The 18,380-nt window shown below is 34.3% G+C and carries 15 protein-coding genes; 13 read left to right on the forward strand and 2 right to left on the reverse strand.

The genetic code is table 11. The features are described 5' to 3' along the window. Positions 1-5: 5 nt before the first annotated feature. Positions 6-1,043 (reverse strand): RNA 3'-terminal phosphate cyclase, encoded by a 1,038-nt coding sequence (gene rtcA / locus ACT5E3_RS06225; protein ID WP_444997440.1) that lies wholly within the window; start codon positions 1,041-1,043, stop codon positions 6-8. A gap of 15 nt (positions 1,044-1,058) precedes the next feature. Further along, on the reverse strand, positions 1,059-2,291 hold the full coding sequence (locus ACT5E3_RS06230) for an RtcB family protein (RefSeq protein WP_444997441.1): 1,233 nt from the start codon (positions 2,289-2,291) through the stop codon (positions 1,059-1,061). A gap of 214 nt (positions 2,292-2,505) precedes the next feature. On the opposite strand from ACT5E3_RS06230, the gene rtcR reads away from it, so the two are divergent. The 13 genes from rtcR to ACT5E3_RS06295 all read left to right on the forward strand — a co-directional run bounded on the left by rtcR (position 2,506) and on the right by ACT5E3_RS06295 (position 18,349). Further along, the gene (rtcR, locus tag ACT5E3_RS06235) at positions 2,506-4,101 is read left to right on the forward strand and encodes an RNA repair transcriptional activator RtcR (RefSeq protein ID WP_444997442.1); all 1,596 of its coding nucleotides are present in this window, start codon (positions 2,506-2,508) and stop codon (positions 4,099-4,101) included. A 673-nt stretch (positions 4,102-4,774) separates the two neighbouring features. After that, entirely contained in the window at positions 4,775-5,215 is a 441-nt protein-coding gene (locus ACT5E3_RS06240) for a helix-turn-helix domain-containing protein (RefSeq protein WP_444997443.1), read from the forward strand. Positions 5,216-5,495: 280 nt separating this feature from the next. After that, positions 5,496-6,113, forward strand: coding sequence for a DUF4255 domain-containing protein (locus ACT5E3_RS06245; protein WP_444997444.1), 618 nt, complete (start codon positions 5,496-5,498; stop codon positions 6,111-6,113). Beyond that, positions 6,110-7,465 carry a hypothetical protein gene (locus ACT5E3_RS06250; RefSeq protein ID WP_444997445.1) on the forward strand — a complete coding sequence of 452 codons (1,356 nt, stop codon included), beginning with the start codon at positions 6,110-6,112 and terminating at the stop codon, positions 7,463-7,465. Before ACT5E3_RS06245 ends, ACT5E3_RS06250 begins: the two co-directional genes overlap by 4 nt. Before the next feature lie 78 nt (positions 7,466-7,543). Continuing rightward, a complete protein-coding gene (locus ACT5E3_RS06255; RefSeq protein WP_444997446.1) occupies positions 7,544-9,187 on the forward strand; it encodes a phage tail sheath family protein in 1,644 nt (547 codons plus the stop codon). A gap of 112 nt (positions 9,188-9,299) precedes the next feature. Next, entirely contained in the window at positions 9,300-9,752 is a 453-nt protein-coding gene (locus ACT5E3_RS06260) for a phage tail protein (RefSeq protein ID WP_444997447.1), read from the forward strand. 27 nt (positions 9,753-9,779) lie between these two features. Then, positions 9,780-10,310 carry a phage tail protein gene (locus tag ACT5E3_RS06265; RefSeq protein WP_444997448.1) on the forward strand — a complete coding sequence of 177 codons (531 nt, stop codon included), beginning with the start codon at positions 9,780-9,782 and terminating at the stop codon, positions 10,308-10,310. An 80-nt stretch (positions 10,311-10,390) separates the two neighbouring features. Continuing rightward, positions 10,391-10,573 (forward strand): DUF5908 family protein, encoded by a 183-nt coding sequence (locus ACT5E3_RS06270; protein ID WP_444997449.1) that lies wholly within the window; start codon positions 10,391-10,393, stop codon positions 10,571-10,573. Position 10,574: 1 nt separating this feature from the next. Then, a complete protein-coding gene (locus tag ACT5E3_RS06275) occupies positions 10,575-11,279 on the forward strand; it encodes a CIS tube protein (RefSeq protein ID WP_444997450.1) in 705 nt (234 codons plus the stop codon). Then, positions 11,276-13,075, forward strand: a complete 1,800-nt coding sequence (gene vgrG / locus ACT5E3_RS06280) for a type VI secretion system tip protein VgrG (protein ID WP_444997451.1) — start codon at positions 11,276-11,278, stop codon at positions 13,073-13,075. The genes ACT5E3_RS06275 and vgrG overlap by 4 nt, the downstream gene beginning before the upstream one ends. A 24-nt stretch (positions 13,076-13,099) precedes the next feature. Beyond that, on the forward strand, positions 13,100-13,402 hold the full coding sequence (locus tag ACT5E3_RS06285) for a PAAR domain-containing protein (protein ID WP_444997452.1): 303 nt from the start codon (positions 13,100-13,102) through the stop codon (positions 13,400-13,402). A gap of 6 nt (positions 13,403-13,408) precedes the next feature. Next, positions 13,409-13,834, forward strand: a complete 426-nt coding sequence (locus ACT5E3_RS06290; RefSeq protein WP_444997453.1) for a GPW/gp25 family protein — start codon at positions 13,409-13,411, stop codon at positions 13,832-13,834. Then, positions 13,835-18,349 (forward strand): hypothetical protein, encoded by a 4,515-nt coding sequence (locus tag ACT5E3_RS06295; RefSeq protein WP_444997454.1) that lies wholly within the window; start codon positions 13,835-13,837, stop codon positions 18,347-18,349. Positions 18,350-18,380: the final 31 nt, after the last annotated feature.

The following is an 18,380-nucleotide window of genomic DNA, read 5'->3' on the forward strand; positions in this document are numbered from 1 at the left end:
CCACGTTAAAGGCATAGAGCATTGACCGATATTTTATAAACCTTATTATTTGTTTTTGAAACTTTTATCGCTGAATTAATAAATTGATTGATTACATTAACGTTTGTTTTAACATGCTCACTAAGTATATGTGTTATAAAGGTTCCCCCGGCATTTAAAGCCATTGGTAGTAATAATTGATCCGCTAAGTACTCACCAACAGCTGCTGGCGAATTTTTATAATGAAGCAACTGTTCAATGGCACTATCTGCAACACTTTCAGCTCTAACGCAATGTTTAGCAACACTCTCGAATAATTGTCTATGGCTTTCATATTCCATGCTTAGTGAGAGTAAATTACCCGGCCCAAAAGAATCAACAGTTTTGGCATTTAATGTGTCTTTTTCCCAACTTAGTCTTTTAGCCACTTGTTTCAGTTCCCTTTGACTAACATGATTCGCTATTTTTGCAGTATAGGTTGTTGCTTCTTGTTTGATAAACCGACCTTTTTCCAAAAGACTTAGCTGTTTTACAGTTGAGGTAGGTGATATTTGACAATACCAGAGACCTCCACCATTAGGATAAAAGCCGTAGCGCTCTAATTGAGTACTTACATTAATGTTCATTAGAGAGAGTGTGTTTAAAAAACTTTTTGTTATAAACTCATAACTCGGTGCTTGTTGATTATGAGTACCACCTTCGAAATGAACATTCGACACAATGTTGGCTTTTAGTAAAGCGGGTAAAATTGTTTGAAAGACTAAGTTTGTGCTTCCAGCTGAACCAATAGAAAAATGATAGTCTCCACCTTGAATTTGTGTCGGTTTAAACTCTATGCAATCGGAGCCTAATTCATCACCTGAAACTTTAGCATTACATATTGTTTGAGCTGCTCTAACGCAAGTTAAGTGCTGTCGCAACAACCCTGGTTTTTTTCTGCCTGCTCGAATTTTTACGACTTTTATGTTTTTACCTAAGCACATTGCCAGTGACAGCGATGTGCGTAAAATTTGCCCACCGCCTTCACCTTGGCTTCCATCAATAGTGATATTGTTATTATCCACTCAGTATTTACTCCATTAGCCTTTTACACAGACAACTTGTTTTAAAGTGTGAACGACTTCTACCAAATCGCTTTGTGCTGCCATCACTTTATCAATATCTTTATAAGCAGAAGGTGTTTCATCAATGACATCCTTGTCTTTTCTACACTCAACCCCTTCTGTTGCTTGTAGATGTTCTTCCATGGAAACCAGCTTTTTCGCTTTGGTTCTTGACATAACTCTGCCTGCTCCGTGACTACAGCTACAAAAACTATCTTGATTTCCAAGGCCGCGAACAATAAAAGATTTAGCTCCCATGCTGCCAGGAATAATCCCCATTTCACCTTCTCGTGCCCGAACGGCTCCCTTTCTTGTGATAATCACATTTTTTCCAAAATGATGTTCACGGGAAATATAATTATGATGACAGTTTACCGCTGCAACATTAGCACTAAAGTCAATTTTCAGATTAGTTTTAACGGCTTGAATCATTCTTTGCATCATCACTTCACGATTAATTTTTGCAAAATTTTGTGCCCATTCTACCGCTTCAACATAGTGATTAAAATTATCGCTACCTTCAGCTAAATAAGCTAAATCCCTGTCTGGTAAATTAATATGCCAACGTTGCATATCTTTTTTAGCCATTTCAATAAAATGAGTACCAATTCTATTTCCAACGCCTCTCGAACCACTATGTAACATAAACCAAACCTGATTGAGTTCATCGAGGCAAATTTCTATAAAATGATTACCGGTTCCTAGTGTACCCATATGTGCCACGTTATTTGTGTTTTTTAATACAGAATGCTTTTCACACAAAATTGAAAACTCAGTTGATAAGTGTTTCCACGCATTTTCAACATCTGTAGGTATATTTTTCCAGGAACCTTTATCTCTACCTCGTCTTGCATTCGCAGATCGACCGTGAGGGATAGCGGCTTCGATCGATGAACGTATAGCTGCTAAATTATCGGGGAGAGTATTAGCAGACATACTTGTTTTCACTGCCATCATTCCACAACCGATATCAACACCTACAGCGGCAGGAATTACTGCTCCAAGTGTTGGAACAACACTACCAATTGTAGCCCCTTTACCTAAGTGCACATCAGGCATTGCTGCAACCCACTTATGTATGAAAGGAAGATTGGCAATATTTTTGAGCTGCTGCCTAGCTTCATCTTCAAATGGAACGCCTTTAGTCCAGGATTTGATTGGTACGCCTGTTGTGTCCATTACTTCATAACCATTTTCTGTTGTACTCATTATCTTCATCTTTTTTAATTGTTTTACATATGGTGAATATAAAGCGAAACTTGTGCCAATATTTATAAATACTACAATAATATTGAAAATTTAATTGTAACTCTATGAATTTATTGTAAAAAATATTATTTGCAATAAACTTTTATATTTGACTTAAAACTTAACTGGTGAAATAATCTATCAAAATAAATAATTAAATATGGAATAAGATAACATGGGGTTAACTGTTGTCAGTATTTTAGGTACTAATCTTGATAGAAGAGGAAAACAGGTTAAGCGTTGGGAAAAATGGCGACCTAATGTTGCACTTTGCCAACAGGAAGATTTAATTGTTGATTGCTTAGTACTATTACATGAAAAAGGTTATAAAAAGCTTGCTGAGCAAGTGAAAGGTGATATTGCAATCATCTCACCAGAAACAGAAGTTGTATTTCACGAAGTCAACTTTACTGATCCTTGGGACTTCGAGCAGGTTTATAGTGAATTGTTTGATTTTAGCCAACAATTTCAATTTAAAACAGATCAGCATGAGTACTTAATTCATATCACTACCGGAACACATGTTGCGCAAATTTGTTTATATTTACTGACAGAAACTAACTATTTGCCGGGTAAATTATTTCAAACTTCTCCTGGCAACAAAGAAAATCCTACTGTTGGTAAGTACCAGATTATTGATTTGGATTTATCTAAATATGATCAAATAGCCTCTCGCTTTCACCAAGAAAGAAAAGAAGGCGTTGATTACTTAAAGTCGGGTATTCAAACTAGTAATCATGAATTTAACAAGATGATAGAGCAGCTTGAGAAAGTTTCAGTTCTGTCAGAGGAACCTGTATTAATAACAGGAGCAACTGGAGCAGGTAAAACTCAGCTTGTTAAAAAGATATATGATTTAAAAAAGCAAAGAGGTTTGTTGTCTGGTAATTTTGTCGTCATTAACTGTGCAACTTTACACGGTGATAAAGCTATGTCTACTTTATTTGGACATAAAAAAGGGGCTTTTACAGGTGCAATTACTGCGCGTAATGGATTATTACTTGAGGCTAATTCTGGCTTATTATTTTTAGATGAAATTGCTGAGTTAGGACTGGACGAACAAGCCATGTTATTGAGAGCAATAGAAGAAAAAAGTTATTTGCCTTTGGGATCTGATAATGAAATAAAAAGTGACTTTCAATTAATTGCTGGGACCAATAAAAACTTAAATCAAATGGTTATAGAAGGAGTCTTCAGAGAAGATTTGCTTGCCAGAATAAATCTATGGAGTTATCGATTACCTTCATTAAAAGAGCGAATTGAAGATTTAGAACCTAATTTAGACTATGAGCTCAATAAATTTGCAAAAAAAGCAGGTCATTTAGTCAGTTTTAATAAAGGTGCTAGAGATAAATACATTGAATTTGCTGTTTCTCCTCAGGCGCTTTGGAATGCTAATTTTAGAGACTTAAACTCCAGTGTAACTCGAATGGCTACTTTATCTGAAGGAGGAAGAATTTCTCAATCATTAGTCGAAGAGGAAATCATTAGGTTAAAAGATTATTGGAGTGATGGTGTTTCAGCTAATAGTGATCCGAAATTGAATGCCATTGAATTACTCGGTGAAATGGCAGCTAATGAGATTGACTTGTTTGATCAGTATTTATTGTTAGGTATTCGTCAGGTTTGTCAGAATTCTAAATCGATGGCTGATGCTGGTCGTAAGTTATTCAACCAGTCAAGGTTAAATAAGCGCTCAACTAATGATTCTCATCGATTAAAGCAGGTTTTACAAAAGTACAATCTATCTTTTGATGATGTATCTCAGTAAAAGTTAATAGCTATAAACTCAATAAAAAATAGTGTAATAAAAATAATGTAATATAAAATAGTGCCTGTACATTTTTATTTTTGGCCTTAAACCACCGACTTCAGTAGGTGGTTATCATTGAGGGATAACCTTCTGAATATACTAACGATATCATTTGATTCGCTACTATGGTTTTCATTTTTCTTCTGCGGTCTTCTTTGTGGATTGCTAATTATATTTCAAGCAATCTCTTTCGAATATATCATTTGTGATATAAAAAGAAACAAAGCTACTTTTTATTTTACAAGTAACTCATAAATTAACTATGTTTAATTGAGTTAACACTCTATCAATGTTCAAAATTTAGTTTGGATAAAGAACCTCTTGTTAAAAGTACTCAATAAAATTCAGCATAGGAGGGGATAATTATCGTATTTAAAAATGATTAGGTTAAGAATATAAGTTAAGCTTTAGTTGCTTAGTTAATTGAAGAAGAGTAAGTCTTTTTCTTTCGTTCTAAAGTAAGAAGAGAATTTTAAATAATTCAATAGTATAGCCAGTATGGTCCACTTTAGAGAAAGATAAGTTACCTGTTTTTCTAATGTTAGTTAGAGCATTTGATTTAGGTGTAAGAGTAATACAAAAAGGAGAAAGTCATGGATAAAATGCACAAAGCCATGTCTTGTTTATACTAATGAAAGAAATAGTTAATGGGCGTGTTTCACTCAATTCTGAGTATTTAAAATCATTAAGAAATAAATTGGGTTTAAGTCAAGATAAACTTGCGGATTTATGTGCTCAAGCAAAATTATGTGTTTCTATTTCTTCAATCAAACGAGCAGAATCAGGTAAAAAACTCTTATATAGAACCGTCGAAAGCCTGGCCAAGTTTTTTAACGTTTCTATTGAAGAACTTATTGATAATGGTGAGAGTCCTTTATTGATGCACTCTCTACAAAAAAGAGTAAAGGGCGATAACAACCATTATGTATTACTTGAGCTCAATGATAATAGCCATTGGACAAATTTGAAAACAATTCAAAATGAAAAAGGAGATGCTGATCGAGATTTTACTCAATATTTAAATGGATTGATCAACAATAATAAAGTTAATGTACACTTGTTAGATAAATAAAGATGTTTGTTGAGAGTTGAAATTCAATATTTTGACTATAAGTGATACGAATCTGATACGGATCTTTGTCGTTGTTCTTCTAATATTTATCTACATTTGAAAAAGTTATTTCATAAAGTATTTTGTTTATTTACAAACATAATTGGCATTAATGTTGTTTAGTTAAATAATTAATGTGATGAGTTAATAATCAAATTTTTCTGCAAAAAAGATTTTTAGGATATAAGAAGCCATAAACTAGTATAAGCATAAAATTATATGGTTCTTTGTAGGAGTAAGAATGGATTTAATAGGAACTACGCTTGATCTCATCAAGAATAAGCTTAACCAATACTTTTGTAACGTTTATCAAAGTAGTGATGACTGGGTCATTATTTCTAATATAGTCAATCAAGATGGCCGCTTGTATGAAGAAGCAAAAGATAAAGTGATACTTTTTTTAGCTAATATCCAACATGAAACAGTTATTAGCACATACAATAAAAATGTACCTACAGATAATAATCGTTATGTCACAATAGCCCCACCTCTTTATATCAATTTGCATCTATTATTTTATGCAAATTATTTTGATAGCAATTATCGAGATAGTTTAAGTATGATTTCCAGTGTTATTTCTTTTTTTCAACAAAACTCAAGTTTTACGCCTGCCAGCTTGCCTGGGCTTAATGCTGATATTGATAAGTTAACATTTGATATGGTCAATATGGATATGACAGATCTGAATTATCTACTCGGTTTAGCAGGGACAAAATATTTACCATCTGTTTTATATAAAGTTAGAATGATTCCATTTATTTCTGATGAAATGCAAGGGCAAACGCCTGAAGTTCAGGGGCTTCAAGATCCTGCTCAACCTAAAGAAGGCTTATTAAATGAGGAACAGGAAGATTTATGAGTCCTTTAGTAAGTATGAATGCATCAATGAGCAAGCGACAGTTCGAACATAAAGTCTTTACCAAAAATAATCCAGAATACGAGTTTGACAATAACCAACTGACAGCTAGGAAGTATTATTATAAAGAATTATTAAGAGTTACTGTTGCGCATGAGTTTTATAATGGTGATGACAAACAATGCCCAGACTTTGTGTTTGAGCCAACACCAAAAACACTACAATTAATGAAGAATCATGGTTTATTATTTAAACCCAATAGAACGGGCTTCTCAGTTCTTTATAATGAAAACACCCAAGAAAGCTTGATTCGGTTTATTAAATCTGAAAATGGTGGTTTGTATGAGAATAAAGGCTTTTGGTCTCGTTTATCATTTTTAGCCTCTTTAAATAATGTGTTTTTTATCAATTTTACTCAATTATATTTTGATACTAACCCGTCAGTTAAAAATTTCTACTTGTCAAATGTTGATGCACATAATTCAGCAATACAGAAAAAAGTTATTTTAAATGTTGAGAGGTATTTAACTCAACCAACACAACCTTATTATGAGTTAGTTCCTGTGCAGTATGGAATTAAGCTTGGCAATGCCGATAAAATTGAAGTGCGAGATATTACTGATGAAATAATCTTGTGTTTACCAAAATCAATACCAGTAGCAATGACCCAGTTAACCCGCTGGTCAAATTTAACTTGTTGTCAAGTGATTAAATTTTTGGAGGAATATCCTGGATCCGAATGTAAAGACAGACAATTAGTTTATATTGATTTTTCATGTTATCCGCAGGGCTATTATAAAATTCAATGGATACGTGGTGAAGAAGTAGTATTTGAACAACAAGTGATTTATAACTCTCCTGTATCAAATCCATTATGTTTTGTTGATTTGTTTTTTACTCAACCAACAGATGATTTTTCCGATACTGGTATCTATCCTGTATCTTTGGAGTCAAATTCAATTTCGACTGTTCAATATACTATTCAATTTAATCAACGTTCAACCTACTGGGTTTACTGGTTTGTTCCTAGTTCTGGAGAACTGAAAAATTTAAGAATAGAATCTGAAGGGGAGCAAGTTGTAGATTTTAATGGTCCTTACGAAGGTGTCTTAACTAATGGTAAAAAGGCTCAATGGTTTGTATCCAAAGAAGCATTAATATTACAACAAATACCTGACTTTCATTTTAAATTGATAGGAAAATATAATGCTGAATTTGAAACGGTTTTAGCTAACCCTTTACCTTTAGCTTCAATTGAACAAGTCGTTACTAAAGAGTTTTTACGAAATTGTGAACCGCATTTAAATTCATACCCTAAGAGTGCAAAGTTTTCAGAGTTGTATGTTTATGTTTAATAAAATTAAAGTTTTTTAGAAAAGCTTTATCTTACAGATTAGCCTAGCGGCATTTTAACTAACTAAGAGGATTTGATTATGCCAGTTACCGTAGCTAGAAAAACACCGGGCGTTTACGTCACGGAGCTTGATGCCTTTCCACCTTCGGTGGTGGGTGTACAAACCGCTTTACCCGCATTTATCGGTTATACCCAAACTGCCGAAATTAACGGAAAGCCTGTTTATAACCAGCCGATAAAAATAACTTCATTAGCTGATTATACTGAAATATTTGGTATTGGTTTTCAACCCAAATATGATATTGAAGAAGTTACTGATGCAGTCAAAATTCAGGAAGGTTCCTTTGATTTTAAAGTCAGTGACCCATCGGATTCTGGAAATCTTAAATATTATAATTTAGTGCAAACAGGATCATCCCAATTTAACTTATTTAATAGTATGCGATTATTCTATGATAATGGCGGCGGCACATGCTATATAGTATCTGTTGGTGATTATACGGCGAGTGGTGCCACGCCTGATGGTGTACCTATAGACAAGGCTAAATTGGAAGCTGGTTTAGATGCAATTAAAGATCAAAGTGGCCCAACAATGCTTGTTGTTCCTGATGCTGTTCTTTTGGCGAGCTCTGGTGGTGAAGAAGCGCCTTGGGAATCAAGTGATTTCCAAAGTATTACACGCCAAATGCTATTGCAGAGCCTGGAATTACAAGATCGTGTTGCTATTTTAGATGTTTATGGTTCTCAGTATGCAGATAAAAATAATCTTGATAAAATCGTTACTCAGTTCCAAACCGATGTGGGCGACAATGGGTTGAGTTACGGTATGGGGTATTTCCCATTTCTTAATACAACCGTTGTTCCAGTTAGTGATTTTAATTATCAAAATATTTCAGATGCTGGGTTGCCGACATTACAACAAGTATTAGGTTGGGAAAACGCAAATTTAAATAATGGTGGAGTAGTCCCTGCCGATGGTGAAGGAACTGCAAGATATATAGCAGTTAAAGCATACATCGATGCAATGCCAACCACAGTTAATACCGCTACAGATCCTAACGCGGTGAATACACTTAATCAAAATCTGACAGCTGCCTTGCCATTGTTAAGCAATATTTTATTAGTCATTGTTGAAAAAAATGACATATTACCACCTAGTGGTGCTATGGCTGGAATTTATACGGCTGTTGATACTAACAGTGGAGTTTGGAATGCCCCTGCAAATGTTGCTTTAAGCTCCGTTAGTGAACCGACATTCAAATTAACCGATGAACAACAAGGCGATCTTAATGTGCCAATCAACGGTAAAGCTATTGATGCCATAAGAGAGTTTACCGGACGTGGAACTGTTGTTTGGGGGGCACGTACATTAGATGGTAATAGTAATGACTGGCGTTATATCCAAGTTAGACGAACTTTAATCTATATCGAACAATCTATCAAAAATGCAATTGATCCATTTGTTTTTGCTGCTAACGATGCCAACACTTGGGTTAAAGTAACGGCAATGGTTTCATCCTTTTTACAAGGCTTGTGGTCTCAAGGTGGCTTAATGGGGGATACAGCATCTGATGCTTTCACTGTGCAATGTGGACTGGGAAGTACGATGACCGGTCAAGATGTGCTAGATGGTTATATGATTGTTCAAGTTACAGTACAAATGATCCGTCCAGCGGAATTCATTGAGTTAACATTTAAACAAACCATGGAAGGGGTTAGCTAATAGCTCCTAACCAATATTTAATTTTGAAAACAAATTAGGTTGTTAATTTGGTTTCAAGCAAACATATTTTGACTTTAACTAATTAAATTTTTAATTTAAAGGAAGGACTATTATGGCAGGTGAAGTACAAGACAATATATGGCCGTTGCCCAAGTTTTATTTTTCAGTAACTTTAGGTGATAACGATGCTGTTAGCTTTCAAGAAGTTGATGGACTCGAAAGTGAAACTCAAATTATTGAGTATAGGCATGGCAATAGCCCCGTTTTTTATCCCATTAAAATGCCAGGTATCGGACGGGTTGGTAATGTGACTATGCGTAAAGGTATTTTTGTTAATGATTCTAATTTTTGGGATTGGTATAACGAAATAAAAATGAACACCATTGCAAGGCGTACAGTTGTTATTAACTTGCTAGATGAAACCGGTGCACCAAAAACATCTTGGACGCTAAACAATGCATGGCCAACAAAAATTACAGGAACTGACTTGAAGTCTGAAGGCAGTGAAGTGGCTGTTGAATCAATAGAGATTGCGTATGAGACATTAGAGGTTTCAGCACCATAATAATGACGCAAAAAACAAGGGAAATATATGAGTGATGAGTATTATCCTCCGGGTGCATTTTATTTTACGGTAACGGTACTAGGCTCAGCAACTCCTTTAGCAATGTTAACTGAGATTGATGCCAGCTTTGAAGAAGTGACGGGCATTCAATCTCAGTTTGATGTCGAGGAAGAAGTTGAAGGGGGAGAAAACCGTTTTGTGCACCGTTTACCCAAAGCGGCCAAGTATTCCAATTTGGTTTTAAAACGAGGCGTTGTTACTAAAGATTCCTTTTTAGCTGAATGGGTCGGTGAAACGATTGGTGCCAACTTATCGTTGCCGATTATACCACAAAACTTATTAGTCTCTTTGTTATCCAATGACGGTTATCCCTCAATTGCCTGGTTATTTGTTAATGCGTATCCATTACGTTGGGAAGTGTCAGCAATGAATGCCCAACAAAACCAGTTGTTAACTGAAAACCTTGAATTTTCTTATAACTATTTTGAGCGTTTTAATTTGGGAAGTGGACTTTCTGCCGCTGTAAAATTAGCAAAGGTTGCTGCGAAATTTATATGATTGTTATTGATAATATGCAAAAAGAACTGAGTTATTATATTTATCTTAATGGTGAAACTCAAATTAACGAAGAGGATTAAATGATGCCATTAGAAGTGAATGAAATTGATATTCGAATGCGAGTTGGTGAAAAACCAGAAGAAATAAAAAATAAGGATATTCAAATTGAATCAAGTGGATGTGGAAATCCTGACTACGAGGCAATTGTTAGTGAGTGCACTCGAAGAGTTTTGCAACGTGTAATGTCTGCTCAGGAAAGATAATATGAGTTTTTCTGGTAGTTTGGAAAAAATGGTTATAACCGCTTATAAAGATGGTAAATTCAGTAGCCAAATTGGTAAACCGTTTTCTGTATATCTTAATCCTAACAAATATTCTCATGACTATAAGATCTGCTATAACAATGTTTCTGCACAAGGTAGTCCAGGCAGCTCGCCTGATTTCAATAAAATGGCAGAAGAAAATATGTCATTTGAATTAGTTTTTGATGGAACCGGAGTTATTCCTACTGCACTACCAGGTATTTTACCATTTAGTGAAGATGGGATTAGCAAACAAATTGAAAATTTTAAAGCGTTAGTTTTTCAATATAATGGAGATATTCATAGTCCCAATTACTTAAAATTATCTTGGGGGACAATGCTTTTTAAATGCCGTTTAACAACACTTAAATTTGTTTACACATTATTTAAGCCCGATGGTACGCCACTGAGAGCAAGAGCTAATGTTGCATTTGTAGGCTATACTGATGAAGCAGAACTCGCTAAACAAGCTAATAAAACATCTCCTGACCTAACGCATCTCATTACCGTAAAAGGGGGCGATACATTACCTTTAATGTGCTACAACATTTATGGTAGTAGTCAGTACTATATTAAAGTCGCTAGAGTTAATCAATTAACTGATTTTCGTGATTTAACCGTTGGCAGTCAATTATTTTTTCCGCCAATACAGGATGAAAATGTATGACTGCAAAATCACCAATCAGTAGTGATACATCTTTAGTTAGCTTTACCATTAAAGTCGATGGAAAGGCCATTGATAGCACATATCAGGTAATATCAATTGATACTTGGAATAGTGTTAACAAAGTACCTAAAGCACAATTGGTTATTTTTGATGGTAGTGCCGCTGAAAGTAATTTTGAAATCAGTGATAGCAAAATATTTATCCCAGGAAATAAAATAGAGATTAATGTCGGGTATAACCAAAAAGAACAGTTAATATTTAGTGGCGTTATTGTTAAACAAGGAATTGAGATAACCCGTGATTCAGGATCAAAGCTGATTGTTGATGTCACTGATGAAGCTATCAAAATGACGTTGGAAAGAAAGAATGCACTATTCGAAAAAGTAAAAGATAGTGATTTAATTAGCCAGTTAATTACTAGTAGTGGTTTAAAAAAACAGGTTACTGCAACGACCAATGTTAATCCTGAAATTGTTCAGTATTATACTTCAGATTGGGATTTGATGATAACCCGTGCAGAATTAAATAGCTTAATTGTTTATGCTGAAAATGGTAAAGTTATTGTTGAAAAACCTAATACGCAGCAAGCACCAGATTTGGTTGTTAAATATGGTGACTCTATACTCGATCTTCAATTAGAAATGGATGCTGCAACTCAATATAGTAAATCTTCAATTAAAAGTTTTTCATGGGATGTCGCTCAGCAAAAAGTGATTGACTCGGGGCCTGGTAGTGTCAGTGTAAAAGAGCCAGGTAATATTAGTAGTAGTCAGCTTGCTGATGTATTTAAGGTAAAAAAATATACTCAACAAACGGGAGGGTATATTGATAAAACCTCTCTCCAGAATTGGTCTTCAGCAGAACTACAGCGCTCAATGTTATCTAAAATTCGTGGCAGCGTTTTATTTCAAGGAAGCGCTTTGGCAAAAACGGGCACGACCATCGAACTAGCGGGATTAGGTCAACGATTTAATGGTAACGCTTTTATTAGTGGTGTTAATCATAGTGTTTATAGTGGTAAATGGTTAACCCGAGTGGAAGTTGGTTTATCATCTAAATGGTTCACTGCCAAAACTCCTAATATTGCTGCTAATTGTGCATCAGGGCAAATTCCACCTGTTAAAGGTTTACAGACTGCAATTGTGAAAAAAATTGCTAAAGATCCTGATGGTGAATATCGGGTTTTCGTCACTATGCCAATACTACAAGATAATGCTAATGGTATTTGGGCTCGACTAGGTAATTTTTACGCCTCTAACAAGTTTGGTGCGATGTTTTATCCAGAAGTTAATGATGAAGTGATTGTTGGTTTTATGAATGAAGATCCTCGTTATGGGGTAATTCTTGGTAGTTTATACAGTAAAAAGCTGGCTCCGCCATACCCTGTTGAAGAAAAAAATGAAAAGAAAGTTATTAAAACAAAATCAGGTTTAGAAATTATTTTTGATGAAAAAGAAAAGTCTATTGATTTAATTACGCCAGCAAAACAGCAAGTAAAAATTAATGATAAAGATAAATCTATTATTGCGAAAGATGCTAATGGTAATGAATTAAAACTCTCTAAAAGTGGAATTGATATCAAAAGTGCATCCAATATTAATATGACCGCTAAAGGTAATATTAAATTAGATGCTAAAGGAAACTTACAATTGAAAGCGACTGCTAAAGCATCAATGGAAGGATTGGAAGTTTCTCATCAAGCAAAAACAAAATTTTCAGCCAAAGGTAATGCCTCTGCCGAAATTACTGCATCTGGGATCACTACGGTGAAAGGTGCAATGGTAAAAATTAACTAATCTATTTGTCAATTGGAGAGAATAATGCCGCCAGCAGCACGATTAACTGACTTTCATCAATGCCCATTAAGCACTCCGGTAGGGCCGGTTACTATTCCTCATGTTGGGGGACCTATACTAGGACCTTGTGCTCCAACCGTTTTAATTGGTGGTTTACCTGCGGCAAAAGTGGGAGATATGGCGCTTTGTATTGGTCCACCTGACTCGATTATAAAAGGTTCTACAACCGTCAAAGTTATGGGCATGCCTGCTGCACGTATGGGAGATAAAACTGCACATGGGGGAACCATTTTAATTGGTATGCCGACGGTTATGATTGGAGGCTAAGTGGCAATGGAAGATACAGAAAATAGTTTTATTGGAACGGGTTGGAGTTTTCCTCCAACTTTTTCGCGTGCAGATAATAGCGTGGTCATGGTGAATGGTGAAACCGACATTCATGAAAGTTTAAAAGTTTTATTTCAAACCGGGCTGGGTACACGCATTATGCTACCAACTTATGGTAGTGATTTGTGGCCACAGGTTTTTAAAAGTTTAACAACAACATTTAAAACAATATTAATTGATTATATTCGAACGGCTATCATTAATTGGGAAACAAGAATTGATGTTGAGGAAATTAGTATTCAGCAGCAAGATGCCTCAGTTGGATACCTAACGATTTCACTAAACTATGTTATTAGACAAACAAATAGTCGAGGCAATTTAGTTTACCCTTTTTATATTGGTGAAGGAACAATACCTCAGGAGAGCATTTAGGTGAGTGAGTTGTTAACTAAAAAAATAATGCTGAATAATGCAACTAGTCAGTATGATCGCTGGCTAAAAGCACTTGATTCAGGTTATGCAAAAGTTGACGACCGTAGTTTTAATGAGTTAATGGACTTTTCTGTTAAGTTTGCTGGCTTAATAAATTATTATAATCTTAACGATCAAGTGTCTGGAGACTGGGTTGATTTTTTTATCAGTGACCCAAATATGATTTTTGCTTCTATTGCTGCTTTTAATTATGAACAAGTTGATACTGATTTTTTAAGCTTAATACAAAGTGTTCGTAATACCTATCAGCCAGAGGAAAAATTTGAACGACTAACTGAGAGCTTTGAGTGTATTGTATCTTATGTTGCTTTGATTGACTCATGGCTACAAGCCTGTCAACTTATTAAAGATATAAACTCAATTCAATTAATAAAACAGGAAGTAAAAAGTTTAATTAAAAATAAATTAAGTGTACCTTTTGGTTATTTAAAAAATTATGTCAATTCTGCCATCGAAAAAGATGCATTAGGTAAAAAAATACCTGTTAATATTTCAAACTTTTTGCCTTTGTGGTCAATTAAAGAACAGAGTACTGATCAATCAGTTTATATTGGTGATTCGTTTAATCAAAAAATTGATAGCATATTAAGTCGTCTTCAAGATATTTTTCATGAGTTAGTTTTAGCAATCAATGATTTACAAGGGTACATAACTAATCGTGTTTTAACTGTGAATAATACACAAAGGCCTCAAATTGCACTTTATACTGCATTTGTCCAACTTTATCGTCAGGCTCAAAATACTATCAATACCTTTTCACAGCGCTATATCGATTTTTATTATAATAAAGTGTTACATGAAAAGCCTAACAAAGGGATTGGAAATCAAGTTTTTTTAACTTTTACTAAAGAAGATGATGAGAATACTGAAAGTGTTCCAGTTACAAAGGGTACTCAATTTTCAGCAGGGATTAATGATAATGATGAGGAGATTGTTTATTTAACTGATAAGTCAATTAGTGTCACTGCTGCTTCAATTAATAAAGTTAGAAATCTTTATGTTAAAAAAGGGAGTTTTTACGACTTAATAGATTCAAATTCAAGTCAACTGTCAATTCTTAATACCATTAACGAACAACAGGTTTTTGTTGAAGATATACCCATTGAAGAGTTTAATGATGCAACAACCAACTGGCCTTTATTTGGTCAAGAAAACACCAAAGGAGTTCTTAATTTAAAAGAACAAAATAATGCAACTTGTCAACTTGCTCAATTAGGATTTTCAGTATCTTCAAATTATTTGTATTTATCCGGCGGTAATCGAGTTGGTACGATTAATTTTCAATTGTTGCCTGTTTATTATGAAAAAATATTAAACCCTTTACTCGATGACTTACAACAAACTACAGGTATAGATGACTCTATTATTTTTGCTAAAATTTTAGAAAGTGCTTTTTTTATTGAAGCTTCAACAGAGTTGGAGTGGTTTAAGCTAGCAAGCTATACCGTTGAAGTTAATACTAATGCTAACGGTTTAATTGATGGTTTTAATATTATTTTCATTTTGCCTGAGGAAGCTCCCCCGTTAGTTCCATTTTTGACAGAAGATGATGATGCATTACAAGCCTTACTTGATGAAAGTACAAATGCTCAAGAAAGTGAGTTAACTTTAATTAGTTTGCCAACTTTAAAGTTTTATTTAAATCAAGATGCGGTGGTGTTTGAAACAATAGAGTCAAAAAAAATTAATATTTATCCCTTGTCAATCTTCTCTAAGATGAGGGTTGATGGAATTAAGATTGACACTTGTATTTCCAACTTAACTGATTTAACGATTACTAATACCGATGGTGAGGTTGATACCAGTTCACCTTTTTTAGTTTTTGGCGGTACGCCGGTTGTCGGTTCTTATTTGAATATCTATCAAAAGGAACTATTTGTTAAAACGCCTGAAAATATCACACTCGAAATTGATTGGTTTAATTTGCCAACCGATTCGACAGGATTTAAAGGTTATTATCAATACTATGATATTGGCCCGGATGGGACGATTGAAACAGATCTTTTTGATAACCAAACATTTAAAGTATCATTAAGTATTGTTGAGCCTGGCTATTGGAATCTAAAACCCGTTGATTCAGTTAATGCAAGTTATGTCGGTAGCAACAATAATCAACTAAATGATGAAGGAATAACAAGTCAAGAATCTTCTGATTCGATTAAATATAATATTAATGATTGTTGTCTGTTTTTTAGTAAAGCAACTAATCAAACTCCCGGTTGTGATAATCAGTGTATCTATCCGCCAGTAAAAGATAAATCACTTTGTTCTGATAGTTGTTTTCAACAACTAGAAGTAAATCCTACCGAGAATATTTTTTCAGAGTATTACAACCCGCAAAATAGTGCGATTTCCATTGAGTTAATTAACCCTCCTTATGCTTTTGGTAACGATTTGTATGCAAAAAATGTATTGAACTCTGTTATTGATAGTTTACCTGATACTGGTTGCTGTAAAGAGAAATGTTTATGTGCCTATAGTCCACTCGAAGATGCTATACAAAATATGACTTCTGCGATTGAATTTTGTTTAGGTGGTAAAGTTTCAGATTATTTTACATGTGTTAAAGAAAAAATGGCAATTAGTGAATTGGCACTATGGGCTGCTATTATACAATGTTTATTAAAATGCTTAACAAATTACAAAGCTGTTATTCATGAAGACAAACTCATTAAAATTGAACATCAGTTGAATCACTGTATTAAACAAACAGTTGAAAACCGTTTGGAAACTATTAAGTGGTGTATTGCTTTATTTAAGAAAGCGGATGTTGAGTTATCTGCTAAGAGTGCTTCAAATATTGCATCTGAATCCAATAAGCAGTGTTGGGAACGGTGTTATCAATTTTATGATGCGATTAAATTAATTAAAAATGGCTTTAAATGCATTAGTCATTGTCAATCAGGAAGTGATACAAAACAAAGCATTGATGTTGATGGTCAAAATGCTAGTGAACCTAAAGAAGATAAGACATTAGAAAGCGACACAAGTCAAAATACAAATAGTAGTTCTCAAGAATGTGTAGAACAATGTTTACAAAATACCTTACAACAACTGACCGAGTTATATGAAACCTGCTTGACTGATTGTATGAATGGTTGTATGGATCCAGATGAGAAACTGAAGTATCCAAATGAACCATATCTTCCACAAGCAATGCAAATAGCTTTAGGTTACTCAGCCTCTTGCGAGTTAATGGAAGATTCTCAATTAGACAATACTCAAGATGAAAACTATTTTTTTCATTTGCTACCATTCGGTGGTTTACGAGAAATCGATCTATTAAGTCACCAATCTATACAGCTGTTACCCAGTTATTTTTATGAAGGTAACTTATATATTGGCTTTTCTCAATTAGACTTTTCTCAGTATATTAATTTGTTATTTTTGATGAATGAAAAATATTCAGGTGAGCTACCTGAAATTAATTGGAGTTATTTATTTAATAATCGATGGCGACCATTAACAATGGGTGAATTGGATTCTGATACCACTTATGGATTAGAAAACTCCGGTATAGTGAACCTTAATCTACCTGAAGTAAATAATAAAAATAACTCCTTACTAGAAGCTGATTATACTTGGCTGAGAGCGAGTGTTATTGCTGATGCAGATAAATACCCACTGGTTACTCAAATCATACCTCATGCATTGACCGCTAGTTTAAATGAGTTACAAGTTTCATTAGAGACGACTCAAAAACAGTTACCAGCCTACACTATCGATAGTGCAATAAACGATCTGGAAAATATACAATCGATTGAGCAGCCTATGCCATCATTTGGTGGACGAATACCTGAAAATGAACGCACCTATGAAGTTCGTGTAGGAGAAAGGCTAAGACATAAGCAAAGAGCGATTCAACAGTGGGATTATGAACGTTTAGTTTTAGAACGCTTTCCAACCATTTGGAAAGTTAAAACCTTAGCCGCACATAATCAAAATAAAGAAAATGTTCCGGGAGAAGTTTTATTAGTGGTTATTGCTGGTCCAGATTCTTTAGAAACAACCGATCCAACGATACCGCAAACGCCAACGCATATGCTTAATCAAATAGAAGACTATTTGAGTGCACTAATGAGCCCATTTATTCATTTGCATGTTACCAATCCAAATTATGTGAGAGTTGAAGTAAAAAGCGAGGTTACTTTTTATGATTCTAACGATGTAGGAAGTTATATTAAACGCTTAAATAATGAGCTTATTCAATATTTATCCCCTTGGTTTTATGATATTGAAAGAGCGAGTAAAAAAGGCGACTATGCATCGCCCGCAGATATTTCACACTTTATTCAAACACGTAATTATGTTAAAGAAATGTTATCAATTAATCTGAACTATTTGCCCGCAGAAAATATAAATGAATTCGAACATTATTTTTTAACCTCTGCATTAGAGCATCAAATTACTAGCGCACAACCTGAAGATTCCTATGAAGATGAATTTTGCTATTAAACGTTACTACAAAGATCAAATCATTGATTTG

The sequence above is a fragment of the Aliikangiella litoralis genome, assembly GCF_052495765.1.

What these genes read in the sequence shown, in the direction of transcription:
- ACT5E3_RS06230 (WP_444997441.1), bottom strand. Translation starts at nt 2,291, where the DNA reads ATGAGTACAACAGAAAATGGTTATGAAGTAATGGACACAACAGGCGTA.
- rtcR (WP_444997442.1), top strand. Translation starts at nt 2,506, where the DNA reads ATGGGGTTAACTGTTGTCAGTATTTTAGGTACTAATCTTGATAGAAGA.
- ACT5E3_RS06240 (WP_444997443.1), top strand. Translation starts at nt 4,775, where the DNA reads ATGAAAGAAATAGTTAATGGGCGTGTTTCACTCAATTCTGAGTATTTA.
- ACT5E3_RS06245 (WP_444997444.1), top strand. Translation starts at nt 5,496, where the DNA reads ATGGATTTAATAGGAACTACGCTTGATCTCATCAAGAATAAGCTTAAC.
- ACT5E3_RS06250 (WP_444997445.1), top strand. Translation starts at nt 6,110, where the DNA reads ATGAGTCCTTTAGTAAGTATGAATGCATCAATGAGCAAGCGACAGTTC.
- ACT5E3_RS06255 (WP_444997446.1), top strand. Translation starts at nt 7,544, where the DNA reads ATGCCAGTTACCGTAGCTAGAAAAACACCGGGCGTTTACGTCACGGAG.
- ACT5E3_RS06260 (WP_444997447.1), top strand. Translation starts at nt 9,300, where the DNA reads ATGGCAGGTGAAGTACAAGACAATATATGGCCGTTGCCCAAGTTTTAT.
- ACT5E3_RS06265 (WP_444997448.1), top strand. Translation starts at nt 9,780, where the DNA reads ATGAGTGATGAGTATTATCCTCCGGGTGCATTTTATTTTACGGTAACG.
- ACT5E3_RS06270 (WP_444997449.1), top strand. Translation starts at nt 10,391, where the DNA reads ATGATGCCATTAGAAGTGAATGAAATTGATATTCGAATGCGAGTTGGT.
- ACT5E3_RS06275 (WP_444997450.1), top strand. Translation starts at nt 10,575, where the DNA reads ATGAGTTTTTCTGGTAGTTTGGAAAAAATGGTTATAACCGCTTATAAA.
- vgrG (WP_444997451.1), top strand. Translation starts at nt 11,276, where the DNA reads ATGACTGCAAAATCACCAATCAGTAGTGATACATCTTTAGTTAGCTTT.
- ACT5E3_RS06285 (WP_444997452.1), top strand. Translation starts at nt 13,100, where the DNA reads ATGCCGCCAGCAGCACGATTAACTGACTTTCATCAATGCCCATTAAGC.
- ACT5E3_RS06290 (WP_444997453.1), top strand. Translation starts at nt 13,409, where the DNA reads ATGGAAGATACAGAAAATAGTTTTATTGGAACGGGTTGGAGTTTTCCT.